General features: G+C 61.6%; 13 protein-coding genes. 6 read left to right on the top strand and 7 right to left on the bottom strand.

The features are described from left to right. Together ACIP8I_RS14600 and ACIP8I_RS14595 are read right to left on the bottom strand one after the other, a co-directional pair. Positions 1-293 (bottom strand): substrate-binding domain-containing protein (locus tag ACIP8I_RS14600; protein ID WP_400762004.1); only part of this gene is annotated, 293 nt, incomplete at its 3' end. 233 nt (positions 294-526) lie between these two features. Beyond that, positions 527-1825, bottom strand: a complete 1299-nt coding sequence (locus ACIP8I_RS14595) for an MFS transporter (protein ID WP_400762002.1) — start codon at positions 1823-1825, stop codon at positions 527-529. A gap of 377 nt (positions 1826-2202) precedes the next feature. Between ACIP8I_RS14595 and ACIP8I_RS14590 the strand changes: the two genes are divergently transcribed. Beyond that, complete coding sequence (locus ACIP8I_RS14590; RefSeq protein WP_003229628.1) at positions 2203-2607, top strand: acyl-CoA thioesterase; 405 nt, start codon at positions 2203-2205, stop codon at positions 2605-2607. Positions 2608-2665: 58 nt separating this feature from the next. Further along, positions 2666-3565, top strand: coding sequence for a D-hexose-6-phosphate mutarotase (locus ACIP8I_RS14585; RefSeq protein WP_400762000.1), 900 nt, complete (start codon positions 2666-2668; stop codon positions 3563-3565). A gap of 151 nt (positions 3566-3716) precedes the next feature. Here ACIP8I_RS14585 and ACIP8I_RS14580 read toward each other — a convergent pair whose 3' ends face one another. The 5 genes from ACIP8I_RS14580 to ACIP8I_RS14560 all read right to left on the bottom strand — a co-directional run bounded on the left by ACIP8I_RS14580 (position 3717) and on the right by ACIP8I_RS14560 (position 7539). Next, a complete protein-coding gene (locus tag ACIP8I_RS14580; RefSeq protein WP_400761998.1) occupies positions 3717-4253 on the bottom strand; it encodes a DUF3299 domain-containing protein in 537 nt (178 codons plus the stop codon). A 102-nt stretch (positions 4254-4355) separates the two neighbouring features. Next, positions 4356-4601 carry a GlsB/YeaQ/YmgE family stress response membrane protein gene (locus ACIP8I_RS14575; protein ID WP_003229635.1) on the bottom strand — a complete coding sequence of 82 codons (246 nt, stop codon included), beginning with the start codon at positions 4599-4601 and terminating at the stop codon, positions 4356-4358. Positions 4602-4715: 114 nt separating this feature from the next. Beyond that, on the bottom strand, positions 4716-5798 hold the full coding sequence (locus tag ACIP8I_RS14570; RefSeq protein ID WP_201236259.1) for a 5-(carboxyamino)imidazole ribonucleotide synthase: 1083 nt from the start codon (positions 5796-5798) through the stop codon (positions 4716-4718). 10 nt (positions 5799-5808) lie between these two features. Beyond that, positions 5809-6300 (bottom strand): 5-(carboxyamino)imidazole ribonucleotide mutase, encoded by a 492-nt coding sequence (purE, locus tag ACIP8I_RS14565; protein WP_003229641.1) that lies wholly within the window; start codon positions 6298-6300, stop codon positions 5809-5811. Positions 6301-6630: 330 nt separating this feature from the next. Next, complete coding sequence (locus ACIP8I_RS14560) at positions 6631-7539, bottom strand: LysR substrate-binding domain-containing protein (RefSeq protein WP_007962273.1); 909 nt, start codon at positions 7537-7539, stop codon at positions 6631-6633. A gap of 180 nt (positions 7540-7719) precedes the next feature. On the opposite strand from ACIP8I_RS14560, the gene aspA reads away from it, so the two are divergent. From aspA to ACIP8I_RS14540, 4 genes are all read left to right on the top strand, one after another. Next, on the top strand, positions 7720-9144 hold the full coding sequence (aspA, locus tag ACIP8I_RS14555; RefSeq protein WP_027610364.1) for an aspartate ammonia-lyase: 1425 nt from the start codon (positions 7720-7722) through the stop codon (positions 9142-9144). Positions 9145-9750: 606 nt separating this feature from the next. Further along, positions 9751-11196: a sodium:alanine symporter family protein gene (locus ACIP8I_RS14550; RefSeq protein ID WP_007962272.1), complete on the top strand. Its 1446-nt coding sequence runs from the start codon at positions 9751-9753 to the stop codon at positions 11194-11196. Between the two features lie 170 nt (positions 11197-11366). Further along, positions 11367-12371 (top strand): asparaginase, encoded by a 1005-nt coding sequence (locus tag ACIP8I_RS14545; RefSeq protein WP_400761995.1) that lies wholly within the window; start codon positions 11367-11369, stop codon positions 12369-12371. 135 nt (positions 12372-12506) lie between these two features. After that, a complete protein-coding gene (locus ACIP8I_RS14540) occupies positions 12507-17129 on the top strand; it encodes a hypothetical protein (protein WP_400761993.1) in 4623 nt (1540 codons plus the stop codon). Positions 17130-17172 lie beyond the last annotated feature (43 nt).

Below are 17172 nucleotides of genomic sequence, written 5' to 3'. Positions count from 1 at the left end.
CGGCTCATCGGGCCCAGGTTGGAGGTGCCTTCAGTCAGCGCAGGTGGCGCGGTGGCGGAGCCAGCGGCCTGAATCTGGATGTTTACGTTCGGGTATTCTTTCTTGTAGTTCTCAGCCCACAGGGTCATGAGGTTGGCCAGAGTGTCGGAACCAACGCTGGACAAGTTGCCCGATACACCGGTGACCTTGGTGTAAGCCGGAATTGCCGGGTCAACGCCAGCGGCTACCGCGTGGGCAGTCGCAACGCCAGCAGCGACAAAAGTCATTGCCGCCATCAAACGCTTCAGTTTCATGCCTTACTCCTAGCAGATAGGGTGTGTTAATTCGGGGCCAAGTATCAGCAGGCCGTGTGAACACTCTATGGCTGAAATATGACAATTGGATGAAAGGCCAGCATCGAGGTTTTACTGAATGATTCGAGTCGCCCCATTCGCGAGCAGGCTCACTCCTACAATTGAAAATACATTCCAACTGTAGGAGTGAGCCTGCTCGCGATGGCGTCAGAACAGCCGATGCGGAACCTGAATCAGCGCCCCTTCCTCCACAGCCACGCCCCCACCAGAATCCCCATCGTGCACAGCACCGCCACATAGTAGGCCGGGCCCATCGCACTCTCTTTAAGCAGCAGGCTGACCACCATCGGCGTCAGGCCACCGAAGATCGCGTACGCCACGTTGTACGAGAACGACAATCCGCTAAAGCGCACCACTGGCGGGAACGCCTTGACCATCACGTACGGCACCGCACCGATGGTGCCGACCAGCAGACCGGTCAGGGCATACAGCGGGAACAGCCAGTTCGGGTGGTCGGCGAGGCTGTGATAAAAGGTCCACGAGCTGATCAACAAGCCCAGCGAACCGAAGACAAACACCCGGCCGGCACCGAAACGATCCGCCAGCGCACCGGAGATGATGCAACCGACGCTGAGGAACACGATCGCCAGACTGTTCGATTGCAGCGACTCGGTCGGCGTGAAGTGATAGACCGTCTGCAGCACGGTCGGGGTCATCAGGATCACCACGACAATCCCGGCGGACAGCAGCCAAGTCAGCAGCATCGAGACCGCAATCGCCCCGCGATGGTCACGCAGTACTGCGCGCAGCGGCACTTCTTCGGCCAGCGCCTTGCGCAGTTGCAGTTCGGCGAACACCGGGGTCTCGTGCAGCCAGCGGCGCAGGTACACCGAGAACAGGCCGAACACGCCGCCGAGCAGGAACGGGATCCGCCAGGCGTAATCCGCGACTTCCATCGGCGTATAAATGCTGTTGATCGCGGTGGCGACCAGCGAGCCGAGCAAGATGCCGGCGGTCAAACCGCTGGTCAGCGTCCCGCAGGCGTAGCCGATGTGCTTTTGCGGCACGTGTTCGGAAACGAAGACCCACGCCCCCGGCACCTCACCGCCAATCGCCGCGCCCTGGATCACCCGCATCAGCAGCAACAGGATCGGTGCCCACAGACCGATCTGCGCGTAGGTCGGCAGCAGACCCATGATCAGGGTCGGCACGGCCATCATGAAAATGCTCAGGGTGAACATCTTCTTGCGCCCCAGCAGGTCGCCAAAGTGCGCCATGACGATGCCGCCCAGCGGCCGCGCAAGGTAACCGGCGGCGAAAATGCCGAAGGTCTGCATCAGGCGCAGCCACTCGGGCATGTCGGCCGGGAAGAACAGCTTGCCGACCACGGTGGCGAAGAACACGAAGATGATGAAATCGTAAAACTCCAGCGCACCGCCCAGGGCCGATAGCGACAGAGTCTTGTAGTCATTGCGGGTCAGGGGGCGTGCAGGTTGCTCGGGCTGCGCGAGGCTCGAAGGCGCTGTGGTCATGGCAAGGGCTTCTCTTATAGGCGGATCTACCGCCACAACAACGCTGGCTGTGGCTTGGGCAGGTTCGGCACCATAGCAAATTGTTCGAAAAAGCACATAGAGGCGCGTATTTGCCGGTCAAAATCAGAACCCGATGGTCGTCGCGGAGTCTACCGACCGATATACTCGCAACCTTGCTCCGGTTTGTAGGGGGTTGCTGTGCGAAAACGTCGTTGGCCCGGCCTTTGAACGGGATCAGCCGGTTTCGCAGAGTTTCCCCTTTAGACGCCTATGGAAAACGTGACGAACGCAGTATGTTCGGTGCTGAATCGTTTTTCCTGAAGACGGCTACCACCAGCAATACCAACGAAGAGTCACGGGTCAGAGGCACCCCCGGCATGATAGAGCTCGAACAAGAAGATCCGATCCCGCAAGGCGACCTGGCCCTGCAAATTACCGCACTCCCGCGTGAAACCAACGGCTTTGGCGATATTTTCGGCGGCTGGCTGGTGGCGCAGATGGATCTGGCGGGCACCGCGATGGCCAGCCGCGTGGCCGGTGGTCGCGTAGCCACGGTCGCCATCGACCGCATGGCCTTTCTGGTGCCGGTCGCGGTCGGCGCGCAATTGTCCTTTTATACCCAGACCCTGGAAATCGGCCGCAGCTCGATCCAGATGATGGTCGAGGTGTGGAGCGACGACCCGCTGTCCAGCGAGTGGCGTAAAGTGACCGAGGCGGTGTTCGTCTTCGTCGCCATCGACGGCAGCGGTCGCACTCGCTCGGTGCCGCCACGCGCGCGTTAAACATCGCCGCGGTTTTGCGGTCGATAGTCGTCCCAAGTGTCTGATCGAGAGTTGCCCCATGAACACGCCCAACGTTGAAGCGGTGAAACTGGATGAACTGAACTGCTGGCGCATTCGCCACGGTCAGGCCGAAGTGCTGGTGGCCCAGCAAGGCGCGCACATCCTCAGTTACCAGATCGACGGCCAGCCGCCGATCATCTGGCTCAACGATAAGGCTGTGTTCAAGACCGGCAAGAGCATCCGTGCCGGTGTGCCGGTGTGCTGGCCCTGGTTTGGCATCTTCGAGCGCAACCCGCAAAGCGTCAAAGCGATGCGCGTCAGCGATGAGCCGGCACAGGCCCACGGCTTTGTCCGGGCGATGGATTGGGAGCTGGGCGGGATCGAAGCCGAAGACCATGGGGTCAAGGTGGAATTCAGGCTGCCGTATCCCGAAGGCGGATTCCCGGGCTGGCCGCATCAGGTCGACCTGACCCTGACCCTGCACCTGAATGATCAGCTCAACATCAGCCTGACCAGCCATAACCGGGGTGCCGAAACCGTCAGCCTCAGCCAGGCGCTGCACACCTATTACGCGGTCAGCGATGTGCGCAACGTGCACGTCGAAGGTGTTGAAGGGCTGGATTACATCGAGACCCTGGACAACTGGAACACCCACCGCCAGCAAGGCGAACTGCGCTTTGCGGGGGAAACCGACCGTATCTACCTTAACGCTCCGCCGCAACTGGGCATCGTCGATCCGGCCTGGGAACGGCGTATCGTGTTGAGCGCCAGCGGCTCACGCACCGCGGTGATCTGGAACCCGTGGATCGACCGCGCCGCCGCGTTCAGCGACATGGACAACGATGGCTGGCAGCGCATGCTGTGCATCGAGACGGCGAATGTGATGGATGATGTGGTCACGCTGGCCTCGGGGGCGAGCCATACCATGGGCGTCAGCATCGGCAGCAAACCGCTGTAACCAGCACCGCAATATCAATGTGGGTGAAAGCCTTTGTGGTGAGGGGATTTATCCCCGATGGCCTGCGGAGCAGGCCCCTGCCCTTGATGCAAAGCGGGGGTCGCTTCGCACCCCATCGGGGATGAATCCCCTCGCTACAATTGTTCAGATGTTAGAGATCGGACTCCTGCACCACCCGCACCTTGTCCGCTTCCAGCGCATACGCCGCATCAGCCAGATCATTGCTGACCTTCTCGATCTTCAGCGTGCCGGTCACCCACAGCGGCGTGTAGATATCGTCAAGTTTCAAACCTTTGGGATAACGCACCAGCACCAGTTGATTGGGTGGTGGCGGCGGCACGTGGATGCACGCGCCAGGGTACGGCACCAGGAAGAACAGCGTGCTGCGGCCCTTGGCATCGGACTCCAGCGGCACCGGATAACCACCGATACGAATGTGCTTGTCGTTCATCGCCGCCACGGTCTTGGTCGAATACATCACCGCAGGCAGGCCCTTGGCCTGTTTCATCCCGCCCTTCTCGGTGAAAGTGCCGGTGGCTTCCGGGGAGTTGTGGTCAATTTCGGGCATGGCCTCGAGGGCTTTCTGGTCCGACTTGGGCATCAGTTCCAGCCAGTCGGTTTCCGGCAGTTCGCCGGCGTGGGCCAGGCCGCTGCCCAGCAAAAGGAGAGTCAACAGAAGACGGCGCATGAAGGTGCTCGGTAAAAGATGCTCGGATAAAGGAAGGACGTTGAATCGCCGAGCATTCTAGCCCTCCCTGCCGCGTTGGCAGAGAGGACTTGGTCGCTTGGATCAGTTCTTTTTGATCAGGCCGTAGATCACCAGCAGCACGATCGCGCCGACCAGCGCACCGATGAAGCCTGCGCCCTGACCGGCCTGATAGATACCCAGGGCCTGGCCGCCGTAAGTGGCCGCCAGCGAACCGCCGATACCGAGCAGGATGGTCATGATCCAGCCCATGCTGTCATCGCCCGGTTTGAGGAAGCGTGCCAGCAGGCCGACGATCAAGCCGATAAAGATGGTTCCGATAATTCCCATGGCATTTCCCTCTGACTCTGAATGGTAGATATGCCAAAGCCTAGTCAGACTTTGGCATCCTGCCATGAGAGAACGGCGGCTCCCGAAGGTTCCGCCGCTGCCACATGAAACTGTTTACTCGGCGATCAGCGCTTCGACCTTGACGATCTGTGCCTGCAGCGTGGCCATGTCGGCGCAGCGCAGGTTGGCGTGACCGACCTTGCGCCCGGCCTTGAAGGCTTTGCCGTAGTGATGCAGATGGCAATCCTCGATGGCGATGACTTTCTCTACCGGCGGCACCACGCCGATGAAGTTGAGCATCGCGCTCTCCCCCACCTTGGCGGTCGAACCCAGCGGCAGGCCGGCCACGGCGCGCAGGTGGTTTTCGAACTGGCTGCACTCGGCGCCTTCGGTGGTCCAGTGCCCGGAGTTGTGCACACGCGGGGCGATTTCGTTGGCCTTCAGGCCACCATCGACTTCAAAGAACTCGAACGCCATCACGCCGACATAGTCGAGCTGCTTGAGCACGCGGCTGGAGTAGTCTTCAGCCAACGCCTGCAACGGGTGATCGGTGCTGGCAACCGACAGCTTGAGGATGCCGCTGTCGTGGGTGTTGTGCACCAGCGGGTAGAACTTCGTTTCGCCATCGCGGGCACGCACGGCGATCAGCGAGACTTCGCCGGTGAACGGCACGAAGCCTTCCAGCAGGCAGGCAACGCTGCCCAGCTCGGCGAACGTACCGACTACGTCTTCCGGTTTGCGCAGGACTTTCTGGCCCTTGCCGTCGTAACCCAGGGTGCGGGTTTTCAGCACGGCCGGCAGACCGATGGCAGCCACAGCGGCATCCAGGTCGGCTTGCGACTGAATGTCGGCGAAGGCCGGGGTCGGGATGCCCAGGTCCTTGAACATGCTCTTCTCGAACCAGCGGTCGCGAGCGATGCGCAGGGCTTCGGCGCTCGGATAGACCGGGACGAATTGCGAGAGGAACGCCACGGTTTCCGCCGGGACGCTTTCGAACTCGAAGGTCACCAGGTCGACTTCGTCAGCCAGTTGGCGCAGGTGATCCTGATCGCCGTAATCGGCCCGCAGGTGTTCGCCCAGTGCCGCCGCGCAAGCGTCCGGCGCAGGGTCGAGGAAAGCGAAGTTCATGCCCAGCGGAGTGCCCGCCAGCGCCAACATGCGGCCCAACTGGCCGCCACCGATTACACCGATCTTCATCTCAACAACCTCAGGCAATACGTGGGTCTGGATTGTCCAGGACGCTGTCTGTCTGCTCGGCACGGAAGGTTTTCAGTACCGCGTGGAACTGTGGATGCTTGGCGCCAAGGATGCTCGCCGAGAGCAGCGCGGCGTTGATCGCGCCCGCTTTGCCGATGGCCAGGGTGGCGACCGGGATGCCCGCCGGCATCTGCACGATCGACAGCAGCGAATCGACGCCCGAGAGCATCGACGACTGCACCGGAACGCCCAGCACCGGCAGGTGGGTCTTGGCCGCACACATGCCAGGCAGGTGAGCGGCGCCACCGGCACCGGCGATGATCACCTCGATGCCGCGGCCCTCAGCCTCTTCGGCGTACTGGAACAGCAGATCCGGGGTGCGGTGGGCAGAAACCACCTTGACCTCGTACGGGATGCCGAGCTTTTCCAGCATATCGGCGGTGTGGCTAAGGGTGGACCAATCGGACTTGGAGCCCATGATCACGCCAACCAGTGCACTCATCGTCGCGCCTCTTCTCTCTGGGCGCCCGCAGGCGCGTCAAAAACAACAAGCCACGCAGGATTGCGTGGCTTGATTGTACGAAAAATGGCCGGACGTACCGGCCGAAGGCCGCGCAGTATACCGCAAAGAAAGCAATAAACAGCCCCCGAAACGACCATCTGTCAAATCAGCGAAAGGCCCGGTTTTATTGACTTGAAGGTCAGCCAACAAACACCACAAATCCTCTGTAGGAGTGAGCCTGCTCGCGATGGCGGTGTATCAGTCACATCATCAGTGAATGTGCAAACGCTATCGCGAGCAGGCTCACTCCTACAAGGACTCCACGCAAGCTCAGGAAGCCTGTGCAGCGCCGCCTTCAAGCTTGCGCCACAACAACCGCACGTTGGCCTTGCGCACCAGTGCGCAGCGGTACAGGCGAATCTCCAGCGGCACGTGCCATTGCGGGCCGCCGCAGACCACCAGTTCGCCACGGGCCAGTTCGGCGCGCACGCTCAGTTGCGGTACCCAGGCGATGCCGAGGCCTTCCAGGGCCATGCTCTTGAGGCTGTCGGCCATGGCGGTTTCATAGATGGTGGTGAAGCGCAGCTGACGCTGACGCAACAAACCATTCACCGAGCGCCCGAGAAACGCCCCGGCGCTGTAGGCCAGTAGCGGCACGCTGGCCTCGCCTTCCAGATCGAACAGCGGCTTGCCATCGGCATCCGCTGCGCATACCGGAAGCATTTCGGTCTGGCCCAGGTGCAGCGACGGGAAGATTTCCGGGTCCATCTGCATCGCCGCGTCCGGGTCGTAGAACGCCAGCATCAGGTCGCAGCCGCCTTCGCGCAGCGCGTGCACCGCGTCGCCGACGTTGGTCGCCACCAGCCGCGTGGCGATGTTCAGCCCTTCATTGCGCAGTTGCGCGATCCAGCGCGGGAAGAAGCCCAGCGCCAGCGAGTGCGCGGCGGCGACCTGCATCACCTCGCCCTGCCCGCCTTCCAGGTGATGCAGATGCCGCAGCACTTCGCCGAGCTGTTCGACCACGGTGCGCGCGGTCACCAGAAACAGCTGCCCGGCTGCCGTCAGTTCGATCGGCGTGCGCGAGCGGTTGACCAGCGTCAGCCCAAGCGCCGCTTCCAGGCTGCGGATTCGCCGACTGAACGCCGGCTGAGTCACGAAGCGCCGTTCGGCCGCCTGCGAGAAGCTGCGGGTGGCGGCCAGGGCACTGAAGTCCTCAAGCCATTTGCTTTCCAGATTCATCACGTCCTCCCGGACACGCACCAAAACAGGTCACACGTCTGCCGCGCACGCGGCGTCACACGGGCATTATGCCGAATGTGCATAGGGCAGTGTTTAACAGCATTGGCCCAAAAAATCCCAGAAGCCTAGCATTCGCAGCGTTCCGGCACAGACCGGGTCCATATCGAGATGATTTCTATCATGTCCTCCGCTGCATCATTCCGCACAGAAAACGACCTGCTTGGCGCCCTCGAAGTACCGGCTCAAGCGTATTACGGCATCCAGACCCTGCGAGCGGTGAACAACTTCCGTCTCTCCGGCGTTCCGATTTCGCATTACCCGAAACTGGTTGTCGGTCTGGCAATGGTCAAACAGGCCGCCGCTGACGCCAACCGTGAGTTGGGTCATCTGAGCGAAGCCAAGCACGCTGCCATCAGCGAAGCCTGTGCCCGATTGATCCGCGGTGATTTCCACGAAGAGTTCGTGGTCGACATGATTCAAGGTGGCGCCGGTACTTCCACCAACATGAACGCCAACGAAGTGATCGCCAACATTGCGCTCGAAGCAATGGGTCACCAAAAAGGCGAGTACCAGTACCTGCACCCGAACGACGACGTCAACATGGCGCAGTCGACCAACGACGCTTACCCGACCGCGATCCGTCTGGGTCTGCTGCTGGGTCACGACGCGCTGCTGGCCAGCCTCGACAGCCTGATTCAGGCCTTCGCGGCCAAGGGCAAAGAATTCGATCACGTTCTGAAAATGGGCCGTACCCAGCTGCAAGACGCCGTGCCGATGACCTTGGGTCAAGAGTTCCGTGCCTTCGCCACCACCATGGGCGAAGACCTGGCCCGTCTGAAGACGCTGGCCCCGGAACTGCTGACTGAAGTGAACCTGGGCGGCACCGCAATCGGTACCGGCATCAACGCCGACCCGCGTTATCAAGCGCTGGCCGTTCAGCGTCTGGCGCTGATCAGCGGTCAACCGCTGGTGCCCGCCGCCGACCTGATCGAAGCCACTTCCGACATGGGCGCCTTCGTGCTGTTCTCCGGCATGCTCAAGCGCACCGCGGTCAAGCTGTCGAAGATCTGCAACGACCTGCGCCTGCTGTCCAGCGGCCCACGCACCGGCATCAACGAGATCAACCTGCCGGCGCGTCAGCCAGGCAGCTCGATCATGCCCGGCAAGGTCAACCCGGTGATTCCGGAAGCCGTTAACCAGGTGGCCTTCCAGGTCATCGGTAACGACCTGGCGCTGACCATGGCAGCCGAAGGCGGCCAACTGCAGCTGAACGTGATGGAGCCGCTGATCGCGTTCAAGATCCTCGACTCGATCCGCCTGCTGCAACGCGCCATGGACATGCTGCGCGAGCACTGCATCGTCGGCATCACCGCCAACGAAGCCCGCTGCCGCGAACTGGTCGAGCACTCGATCGGTCTGGTCACCGCACTGAACCCGTACATCGGCTACAAAAACGCCACCCGCATCGCCCGGATCGCCCTTGAAAGCGGCCGCGGCGTGCTGGAACTGGTGCGCGAAGAAGGTCTGCTCGACGAAGCCATGCTCGCCGACATCCTGCGCCCGGAAAACATGATTGCCCCGCGTCTGGTTCCGCTCAAAGCCTGAGCCGACGCGTTACTTGTAGCACCGCTCACCAGGTCGAGGGACTAGACACCTCTCACCTTTTGAGGGCTTGGGGATCAGTCCCCAAGCCCTTTTTTTTAACTTTCTGATCCTGAGACCCGTATGTCTGGGGACTGAACAATGTAGAGATAAGCCCTTGTGGTGAGGGGATTCATCCCCGATGGGTCGCGAAGCGGCCCCAAAACCTGCAATCGCGATGTAACAAGTACACCGCGTGCAATGATTTGCGACTGCTTCGCAGCCGATCGGGGATGAATCCCCTCGCCACAGGGTTTGCATCTACAGAAACGCAGTTTCCGCACAAGCCCGGCGCCGGTAACGCCGGGTGTTTCAAAGCTTCGTTTCGTCGCTTGCACCACTACCGTGCAGACGGGCGCGTCACTGATCGGTATAGTGCCGCCCCTCTTCGCGTGAGCGGTCGTCGGTAACGAGGCCATAACCCATGCGAAACCCGAACTAATAACAAACCCGCGAAATGGACCGGGACGAAACCTTCGCCTCACCTGTTGTGCCGCGCGCAAACCGGTGTAACGCGATGTTTCTGAACATCCAGCATTTGCTTACACAAAAAACAGCGAGGAAAAATCCATGCTCGAAGTCATCAACGACTTCCTCTCAGGGAAAGTACTGATCGTGCTCATTGTCGGGCTCGGTAGCTACTTCACGATTCGCTCGCGTTTCGTTCAATTGCGCCACTTCTTCCACATGTTCGCGGTGTTCCGCGACAGCCTGAAAAGCAGCGGCGGGCAACTCAGCTCGTTCCAGGCCCTGATGCTCAGCCTTGCCGGCCGTGTCGGTGCAGGCAACATCGCCGGTGTCGGCATCGCCGTGACCCTCGGTGGTCCGGGTGCGGTGTTCTGGATGTGGGTGACCGCACTGGTCGGCATGTCCAGCAGCTTCTTCGAATGCACCCTGGCGCAGGTCTACAAGCGCGCCGAAGGTGACGGTCTGTACCGTGGTGGCCCGGCCTACTACATCCAGCACGGCCTGAAACTCAAAGGCATGGCGGTGGTGTTCTCGATCCTGCTGCTGGTGACCTACGGCTTCGCCTTCATCGGTCTGCAGTCCTACACCGTGACCCACTCGCTGCAAAACGCCTTCGCCTTCGACCCAAGCCACACCGGGATCGTCCTGGCGGTGCTGCTGGCCATCACCTTCATCGGCGGCATCAAGCGCATCGCCGCGGTGTCCGACCTGCTGGTACCGGTCAAGACCCTGGCCTACATCGGCGTGACCCTGTACGTGATCGGCACCCAGATCGAACACGTACCCGCGATGCTGGAAACCATCTTCAAAAGCGCCTTCGGTCTCGACCCGGCCTTCGGCGGCCTGCTCGGCAGCGCCATCGTCATGGGCGTGAAGCGTGGCGTGTTCGCCAACGAAGCGGGCCTGGGCAGTGCACCAAACGTCGCCGCCGTGGCCTCGGTGAAACACCCGGGCGCTCAGGGCGTGGTTCAGGCCTTCAGCGTGTTCCTCGACACCTTCGTGATCTGCACCTGCACCGCGCTGCTGATCCTGTTGTCGGGCTTCTACACCCCGGGCTTCGAAGGTGACGGCATCGTCCTGACCCAGAACTCGCTGGCCGCCGTGGTCGGTGACTGGGGCCGCATCTTCGTCAGCGTCGCGCTGTCGCTGTTCGTCTTCACCTGCATCCTCTACAACTACTACCTGGGCGAGAACAGCCTGCAGTTCCTCAGCCGCAACCGCGCCGTGCTGATGATTTTCCGCGGTCTGGTTCTGGCGCTGGTGGTCTGGGGTTCGATGCAGGACCTGTCGACCGTGTTCGCCTTCGCCGACATCACCATGACCTGCCTGGCCTTCGTCAACCTGATCGCCCTGGCGATGCTGTTCAAGGTCGGCATGCGTGTGCTGCGTGACTACGACGAGCAGCGCCGCGCCGGCATCAAGCAGCCAGTGTTCGACGCCAGCAAATTTGCCGACCTGGATCTGGACCTGAAGGCCTGGCCAGTCGACGCGCCAGCCGCGGGCAAGACCGCAGCCGAGCCGCAAGGCGTGCCTGCAGCGCAACGCTGACAGGTGAATGACGGGCGCATCCCCTGCGCCCGTCAGTTATTGTGATGCAATACCTGTGGGAGCGAGCCTGCTCGCGATAGCTGTCTTTCAGCCAACATTAATGTTGAATGATGAACCGCTATCGCGAGCAGGCTCACTCCTACAATGTCATCTCTTGTGGAGACCCTCAGATGATTGCCAACACCTTCCCCGCCGCCCAACACGTCATGGTGCTCTACACCGGTGGCACCATCGGCATGCAGGCCAGTGCCAATGGCCTGGCCCCGGCGTCCGGTTTCGAAGCCCGCATGCGCGACTATCTGCACAGCCAGCCCGAACTGGTCGTGCCGCAATGGCGTTTTCGGGAAATGTCGCCGCTGATCGACAGCGCCAACATGACCCCGACCTACTGGCAGCAACTGCGCGAAGCGGTGGTCGATGCGGTGGACGTGCAAGGCTGCGACAGCGTGCTGATCCTGCACGGCACCGACACCCTGGCCTACAGCGCTGCGGCGATGAGCTTCCAGTTGCTCGGCCTGCATGCCCGTGTGTGTTTCACCGGCTCGATGCTGCCGGCCGGCGTGACCGACAGCGATGCCTGGGAAAACCTCGCTGGCGCGCTGGTTGCTCTCGGTCAGGGTCTGGCGCCGGGCGTGCACCTGTACTTCCATGGCGAGCTGCTGGCGCCGACCCGTTGCGCGAAAGTGCGCAGCTTCGGTCGGCATCCGTTCAAGCGCCTGGAGCGTCAGGGCGGCGGTGTAAAAGCGCCATCGATTCCGGCTGCGCTGAACTACAACCAGCCGAAACAACTGGCCAAGGTTGCCGTGCTGCCGCTGTTCCCCGGCATCGGCGCCGAGACGGTTGATGGCCTGCTGGCCAGCGGTATCCGGGGTCTGGTGCTGGAGTGCTACGGCAGCGGCACCGGGCCGAGCGACAATCCCGAGTTCCTCGCCAGCCTCGGTCGCGCGCGGGACAACGGTGTGGTGGTGGTCGCGGTCACGCAGTGCCATGAAGGCGGGGTCGAGCTGGATGTGTATGAAGCTGGCAGCCGTCTGCGTGGCGTCGGTGTGTTGTCCGGTGGCGGCATGACCCGCGAGGCGGCGTTCGGCAAGCTGCACGGCTTGCTCGGTGCCGGTCTGGACAACACCGAAGTGCGACGTCTGATCGAACTCGACCTGTGTGGCGAATTGCGCTGAGCCTTTTCCGGCGCCGGCGATAATCCGGCGCCCTACATATCTACCACCCATGCTGCATCGTGCCTCCCTAGCATGGAGCGACCCCGAAAGCTTGACCTCGGGATCGCCTCCATCACCAGAACGCAGGGACGCACGATGAGCTCAGCAACCACAAGCTCCACCCGGCAGACGGCCGCCGGCACCAATCCCACCGAAGCCCTGATCACTCAATTGAGTGTCGGCCCCGACTTGCGCGACGTGGCCGGCGTGCTGTTGCGCGAGCATTTGCGCAAGCTGTACCCCACGCTTGATCTGGAGCCGAGCATTACCATGATCGGCACGCCGCAATGGTCCATCGTCGACGAACAGATCGTTGCCGGAAATCCGACCTACCAGGCCTTGACCGAAATCCTCGCCAACCAGGTCGTGCAAGGCACGCCGACGCTGTATATCGAAGGTGAACACTTTCTGACGCAACAGCCGATCAGCGAGCCGGCCGTCCACCTGCCGGTACGGATCGACGAAATTGCCAGCCTGCTCAACCTGCTGGCACCGGTCATGCTCACGGCGTTTCAGGAGCAACAGCTGGCGTACTGGAACAGCGCCGACGACAGCACCGGCCCGCGCTGGCATGCGCTGTCGGACACCCTGCGCGAGATCTGGAACATCGATCAGGTGCAGGGCTGGAGCGAGAGTGACTGCGCAATGGCCCGCGCGTTGTATCGCACTGAGGGTCTGGCCAGCAGGAAAATCGATGATCCCTACCAGAGCAATGCCTGCCTGATCGCCATTGACCTGGTCGATGATGGGACCGTGAAGCACTTGAACGAAGTATCGATGGCGGTGCTGATCGGCACACAGCAGGGAAAAACGGTGATCCTCGCCCACTCGCTGCTCAAGGGCTACCAGAAGTTCGACGCTCTTGATGAACTGGGCCAATCCTTGCCTGAGCATGTCAGCAACCTCCAGCCATACCAGCAACTGAAATGGCGCTTACTGGAACCCTCGGGCAGCATCTTCGATTATCAGGCGTGCGCGCTGGTTTCGATTCAGATCGATGTGATCGGCGCGCTGGATTTTTCTCCTGCCACACCAGCCCCACTCGACAAGCCATTGTCCACGGCCACCCCGCAAGTCGACGCAGCGGCGAAAAAGCCCGGCCCGCCATTGAGCTGGTTCCAGGATGCCCTGCCTGACTGGCTCAGCGCTGCATCACTGCCGGATCTGAACAACTATTCCCGGCACTTGAAGGATCTGGCGGCGCTGCATAGCCAGAACACTGGCAAGTCCTATCTGGATGGCATCCTGCCAATCGGCGAATACGCGCTGAGCGAAATGAACATCCTGCATGCCGAGACCCTTCGCGAGCACGCCGATGCGCAGCGTGCCGACCTGGAAACAGCCCTGGAGTCGATCCAGTTGCAGGTCAAAAGTCCGGTGATCTGGGGCACCTTTACTGTTCCGGGAAAAATCGAGACTTACAATTTCAGCGTCACCGATCTGGCCTTGCAGAATCTGATTGCAGTGCCGATAGGCAACAAGACCCTGCACTCCACCCGTGGCAAGCCACTGCCGACGTGGCTGACCGTAAGCTATCTGGAGGACCTGGTAACCCGTGCGGATATCGGTACGACCTACCCGGCGCTGATCAAGAGCCAGTTGGTCGACACCACGCCAGCATCCGCCGGGCGCCAGGCACTGTTCACTCAGCACTTGCGCATCCAGTTGCCGCTGCTGGCCCTGCAATCGAAAATTCGCGGCAAGGCCGGCATCGACGCGCGCGGTTACCGCTATGTCGTCGCAGTGCTGGACCCCGACAGCAACCATCGCAGGGTCGAGGACCAGACCATCGTCATGCGGCCTCTGGCTTTCGTTCCTCAACGCAGAACAGACGGCAGCCATGACGAAGTCGCCAACATGTTCGTGATCGGTCCTGAAGACCCGAGCGCCGGACCGTGTCTGCTGTATCGACCGATGCTCGACCAGCCGTTGACCCAATACCCTTCCCCCAGCAACTTGCTGTACGCCATCCAGCAATCCGCCAGCCTGCGTGACTCGGTGCTCGCCTGGCTCCCGGACCGCGTGCGCAGCGACTACGCCAACTATGTGTTTCCAGGCACGTTGCCTTCCCCCTGGGCCGTCACCGAGTTTCTGGTGGATGCGGAAAAAATGAGGGTCATGAGCGGGCCGATCAGCCTCGGTAGAAAGGCCGTGGAGGGCGACCTGCCAGGCGCGCTGTTCAAAGCCAATGCGTCGGCGCTGGTCGAGCTGGCCGACCGCCAGTCGGTGTCAAATGCGGAAAGTCGCTGGGCCAGTTTCAAACGGGCCGGATGGACCCTGTTCAATGCCGTCCTGCCGTTCCTCGGACGCACGGTGGGGGTCGCGACGTGGATCTGGCAGGTGATGGAGCAACTGCAAGCCCTGAAGGAAGCCCGCGAGCAGGATGACTCTTCCGCGCAATGGTCAGCGTTCACCGAGGTGCTGCTCAATCTGGGGATGGCAATCACGTTGCACATCGCAGGTCGCTCCCGACCACGACTGGCCCATGAAGCAGCGGCAAGCGAAACACCGAAAAGCCCTGAACCCACGATCACGGAAATCACCGTGCAGCAACTGGAAAAAAGCGCTCCCCATGAAACCGCGGACCTGCAGCAGACCCTGAATATCAGCGGCGCCGCGAATCGCACGCCGGCAAGTCTGGGCACCGTGCTGGCGCGCTTCAAAATCCTTCGCCCGCAACATCTGGGCAGCGCCAAAACCACGCCAGGGCCGTATCGCAATCTCTACAGCTACAACAGCAAATGGTACGCCCCGGTGGGCCGTGACTGGTTCGAGGTCGCGGTGGACGAAAACGGCACCGTCATGATCATCGATCCGCAGGATCCAACCCATACCGGCCCAGCCCTGATCGGCAATCTGCGTGGCGAATGGTTCGTCGATACCCGCCTGCGTCTGCGCGGTGGCGGCTCGACCGGCCTGACCCAGCTGGCTGACGCACAACGCCGGATCGAAGCGGAAAACCTGCGCACCCGCCTGACCGCCTTTGAAAGCCGTAAAGCGGCAGCGCAAGGCGAGCTGGAACAGGTCCGCCAGGCAATGAACGCCGCCACCGCTCAGACCGCTGCGGCCCATCGCCAGCTCTTTCTCCAGTCTCTGGACAGGCAACGCGTCGCTTATGCCCAGGCTTTGAGCGATCTCAAGGCGTTGCATGTATTCTCGCCAACGGCTGACTACCAACAGAGATCCCTGGGCTACCTGAAGGCGCAGCTCGAACTGGTCCATGCGGGGATTCGCGAAGCGCTGATCCTGTTCACGCCGACATTGCGCAGCGTGCTCAATCATCTCGAAGGCCAGGCTGAACAGCCCCAGAACCGGCATATTGCCGAGACGCAGCAGATGCTTGAACTCAACCTGGACATGATCACGCGTCTGGAGCAGATCCAGGCACAACTGGAGCAACTCAAAGAGTTCGAGAGAGACGGCTTGCGCCTGATTCAACTGACCCGCAAGGCACTCCCGGCGTACTCGATCGACGATCTCAAGGCACTGCAAGTGACACTCGCGCGCAATGTCTGCCTGCCCGAACACTCGGTAGCGACCGCCGCGGATGCCTGGCTCAGTCTCGACCAGATTGTCGATACCGCCGACATCGCCGTTCAGGCACTGCGTGACACTCTGGAGGAGCGCAGCGTTTCCCGGCTCGATGAACGCATCGACTGCCTCAACGATCTGATCGAACAATTCAACGTACTCGACGAGCGCCTGGCGGACTTCAAGTCCGCGTACGCTGAAAGTGTGCAAGAGGCGCCGCTGGCAAATCTTCGCCAACAGCTTGAGCAATTCAACCGCAGCGCCCGCCACAACCTGGTGCTGTTGCTCGAAGAGCGCGACACGTTGCGTAGCCGCCCGGCGCCTCCCGTGCAACCGCCAAGGCCGAAAAAGAAGTTCATCCGCACCCGCTACAACGGCGTGCTGATCGGCGAGCCGCGCCTGACGGCACAGGGCCTGGAAACCGACCTGGTCGATATCAAGTCACCGCTCACGGACAAGGTCATCTCGACCTTTCATCAAAAAACCCCCGGGGTGTGGGTCGAACGTGTCAGCACTGCCTTGCCGACGCCGACGCCAGCGCTCGAAATCAGTCTGAACAAGGGGCAGAACCTGCTCGACGGCCTGCCGGCGTTCACCCTGCGCATGAACGAACTCATGACCCGGGACGGGCGCTCAGCGGTCGGGATCGAGTACCTGTTTCACCAGCACGCACTGCAACTGGAACACGTCAGCGCGGCCGTTGAACAGGCCCTGACCGACAGTAACGCCACCGACAGCAGCCAGCGCTCGGCTGCGGTGCTGAACAAGGCGCTGAGCGATGCCGTCGACAGCCTGTATCAGCAAGCCAAAACCGCGATGTCGCTGATGACCAGGGCACAATCACCCACGCCATCGGCTGTCGCCTGGCTTCAGGCCAATGACAGCATCCGTATTGCGCAAACCGTCAGGCGGCGCCGCCTCAGGGGCGGCAAGGCGCTCTACCTGGACGAATACACCATCACTGATCAGACCACCCGCAAAGTGCTGTGGTACGCGCACTTTCTGTATTCGACCTCGTGGGTGCCGGACAAAGCCTTTCTTTCTGCCCGGCTGAAAACCCCGCAAGAGCAGCAACTGGGATCCGAGGCCGACAGCACTCGCGGGCTGAGCCGCGCCCAACGACTGGCCTATTACCGCAGCATGATCGGCGTGGAGCAGGCCCGGCAGCTGTTTTTCAGCGCAGGCTGAGGCACCCGACGATGTGACCGTGCATGACGTCTCGCCAGCGTAT

Source organism: Pseudomonas sp. NPDC088414, assembly GCF_044753325.1.
In the GTDB taxonomy this organism is placed as follows: Bacteria; Pseudomonadota; Gammaproteobacteria; order Pseudomonadales; family Pseudomonadaceae; genus Aquipseudomonas.
This window is presented reverse-complemented; position numbering and strand designations above follow the sequence as displayed.

Bases quoted from the DNA above. Each gene is read 5' to 3' on its own strand.
- ACIP8I_RS14595 (WP_400762002.1), bottom strand. From the start codon at position 1,825: ATGACCACAGCGCCTTCGAGCCTCGCGCAGCCCGAGCAACCTGCACGC.
- ACIP8I_RS14590 (WP_003229628.1), top strand. From the start codon at position 2,203: ATGATAGAGCTCGAACAAGAAGATCCGATCCCGCAAGGCGACCTGGCC.
- ACIP8I_RS14585 (WP_400762000.1), top strand. From the start codon at position 2,666: ATGAACACGCCCAACGTTGAAGCGGTGAAACTGGATGAACTGAACTGC.
- ACIP8I_RS14580 (WP_400761998.1), bottom strand. From the start codon at position 4,253: ATGCGCCGTCTTCTGTTGACTCTCCTTTTGCTGGGCAGCGGCCTGGCC.
- ACIP8I_RS14575 (WP_003229635.1), bottom strand. From the start codon at position 4,601: ATGGGAATTATCGGAACCATCTTTATCGGCTTGATCGTCGGCCTGCTG.
- ACIP8I_RS14570 (WP_201236259.1), bottom strand. From the start codon at position 5,798: ATGAAGATCGGTGTAATCGGTGGCGGCCAGTTGGGCCGCATGTTGGCG.
- purE (WP_003229641.1), bottom strand. From the start codon at position 6,300: ATGAGTGCACTGGTTGGCGTGATCATGGGCTCCAAGTCCGATTGGTCC.
- ACIP8I_RS14560 (WP_007962273.1), bottom strand. From the start codon at position 7,539: ATGAATCTGGAAAGCAAATGGCTTGAGGACTTCAGTGCCCTGGCCGCC.
- aspA (WP_027610364.1), top strand. From the start codon at position 7,720: ATGTCCTCCGCTGCATCATTCCGCACAGAAAACGACCTGCTTGGCGCC.
- ACIP8I_RS14550 (WP_007962272.1), top strand. From the start codon at position 9,751: ATGCTCGAAGTCATCAACGACTTCCTCTCAGGGAAAGTACTGATCGTG.
- ACIP8I_RS14545 (WP_400761995.1), top strand. From the start codon at position 11,367: ATGATTGCCAACACCTTCCCCGCCGCCCAACACGTCATGGTGCTCTAC.
- ACIP8I_RS14540 (WP_400761993.1), top strand. From the start codon at position 12,507: ATGAGCTCAGCAACCACAAGCTCCACCCGGCAGACGGCCGCCGGCACC.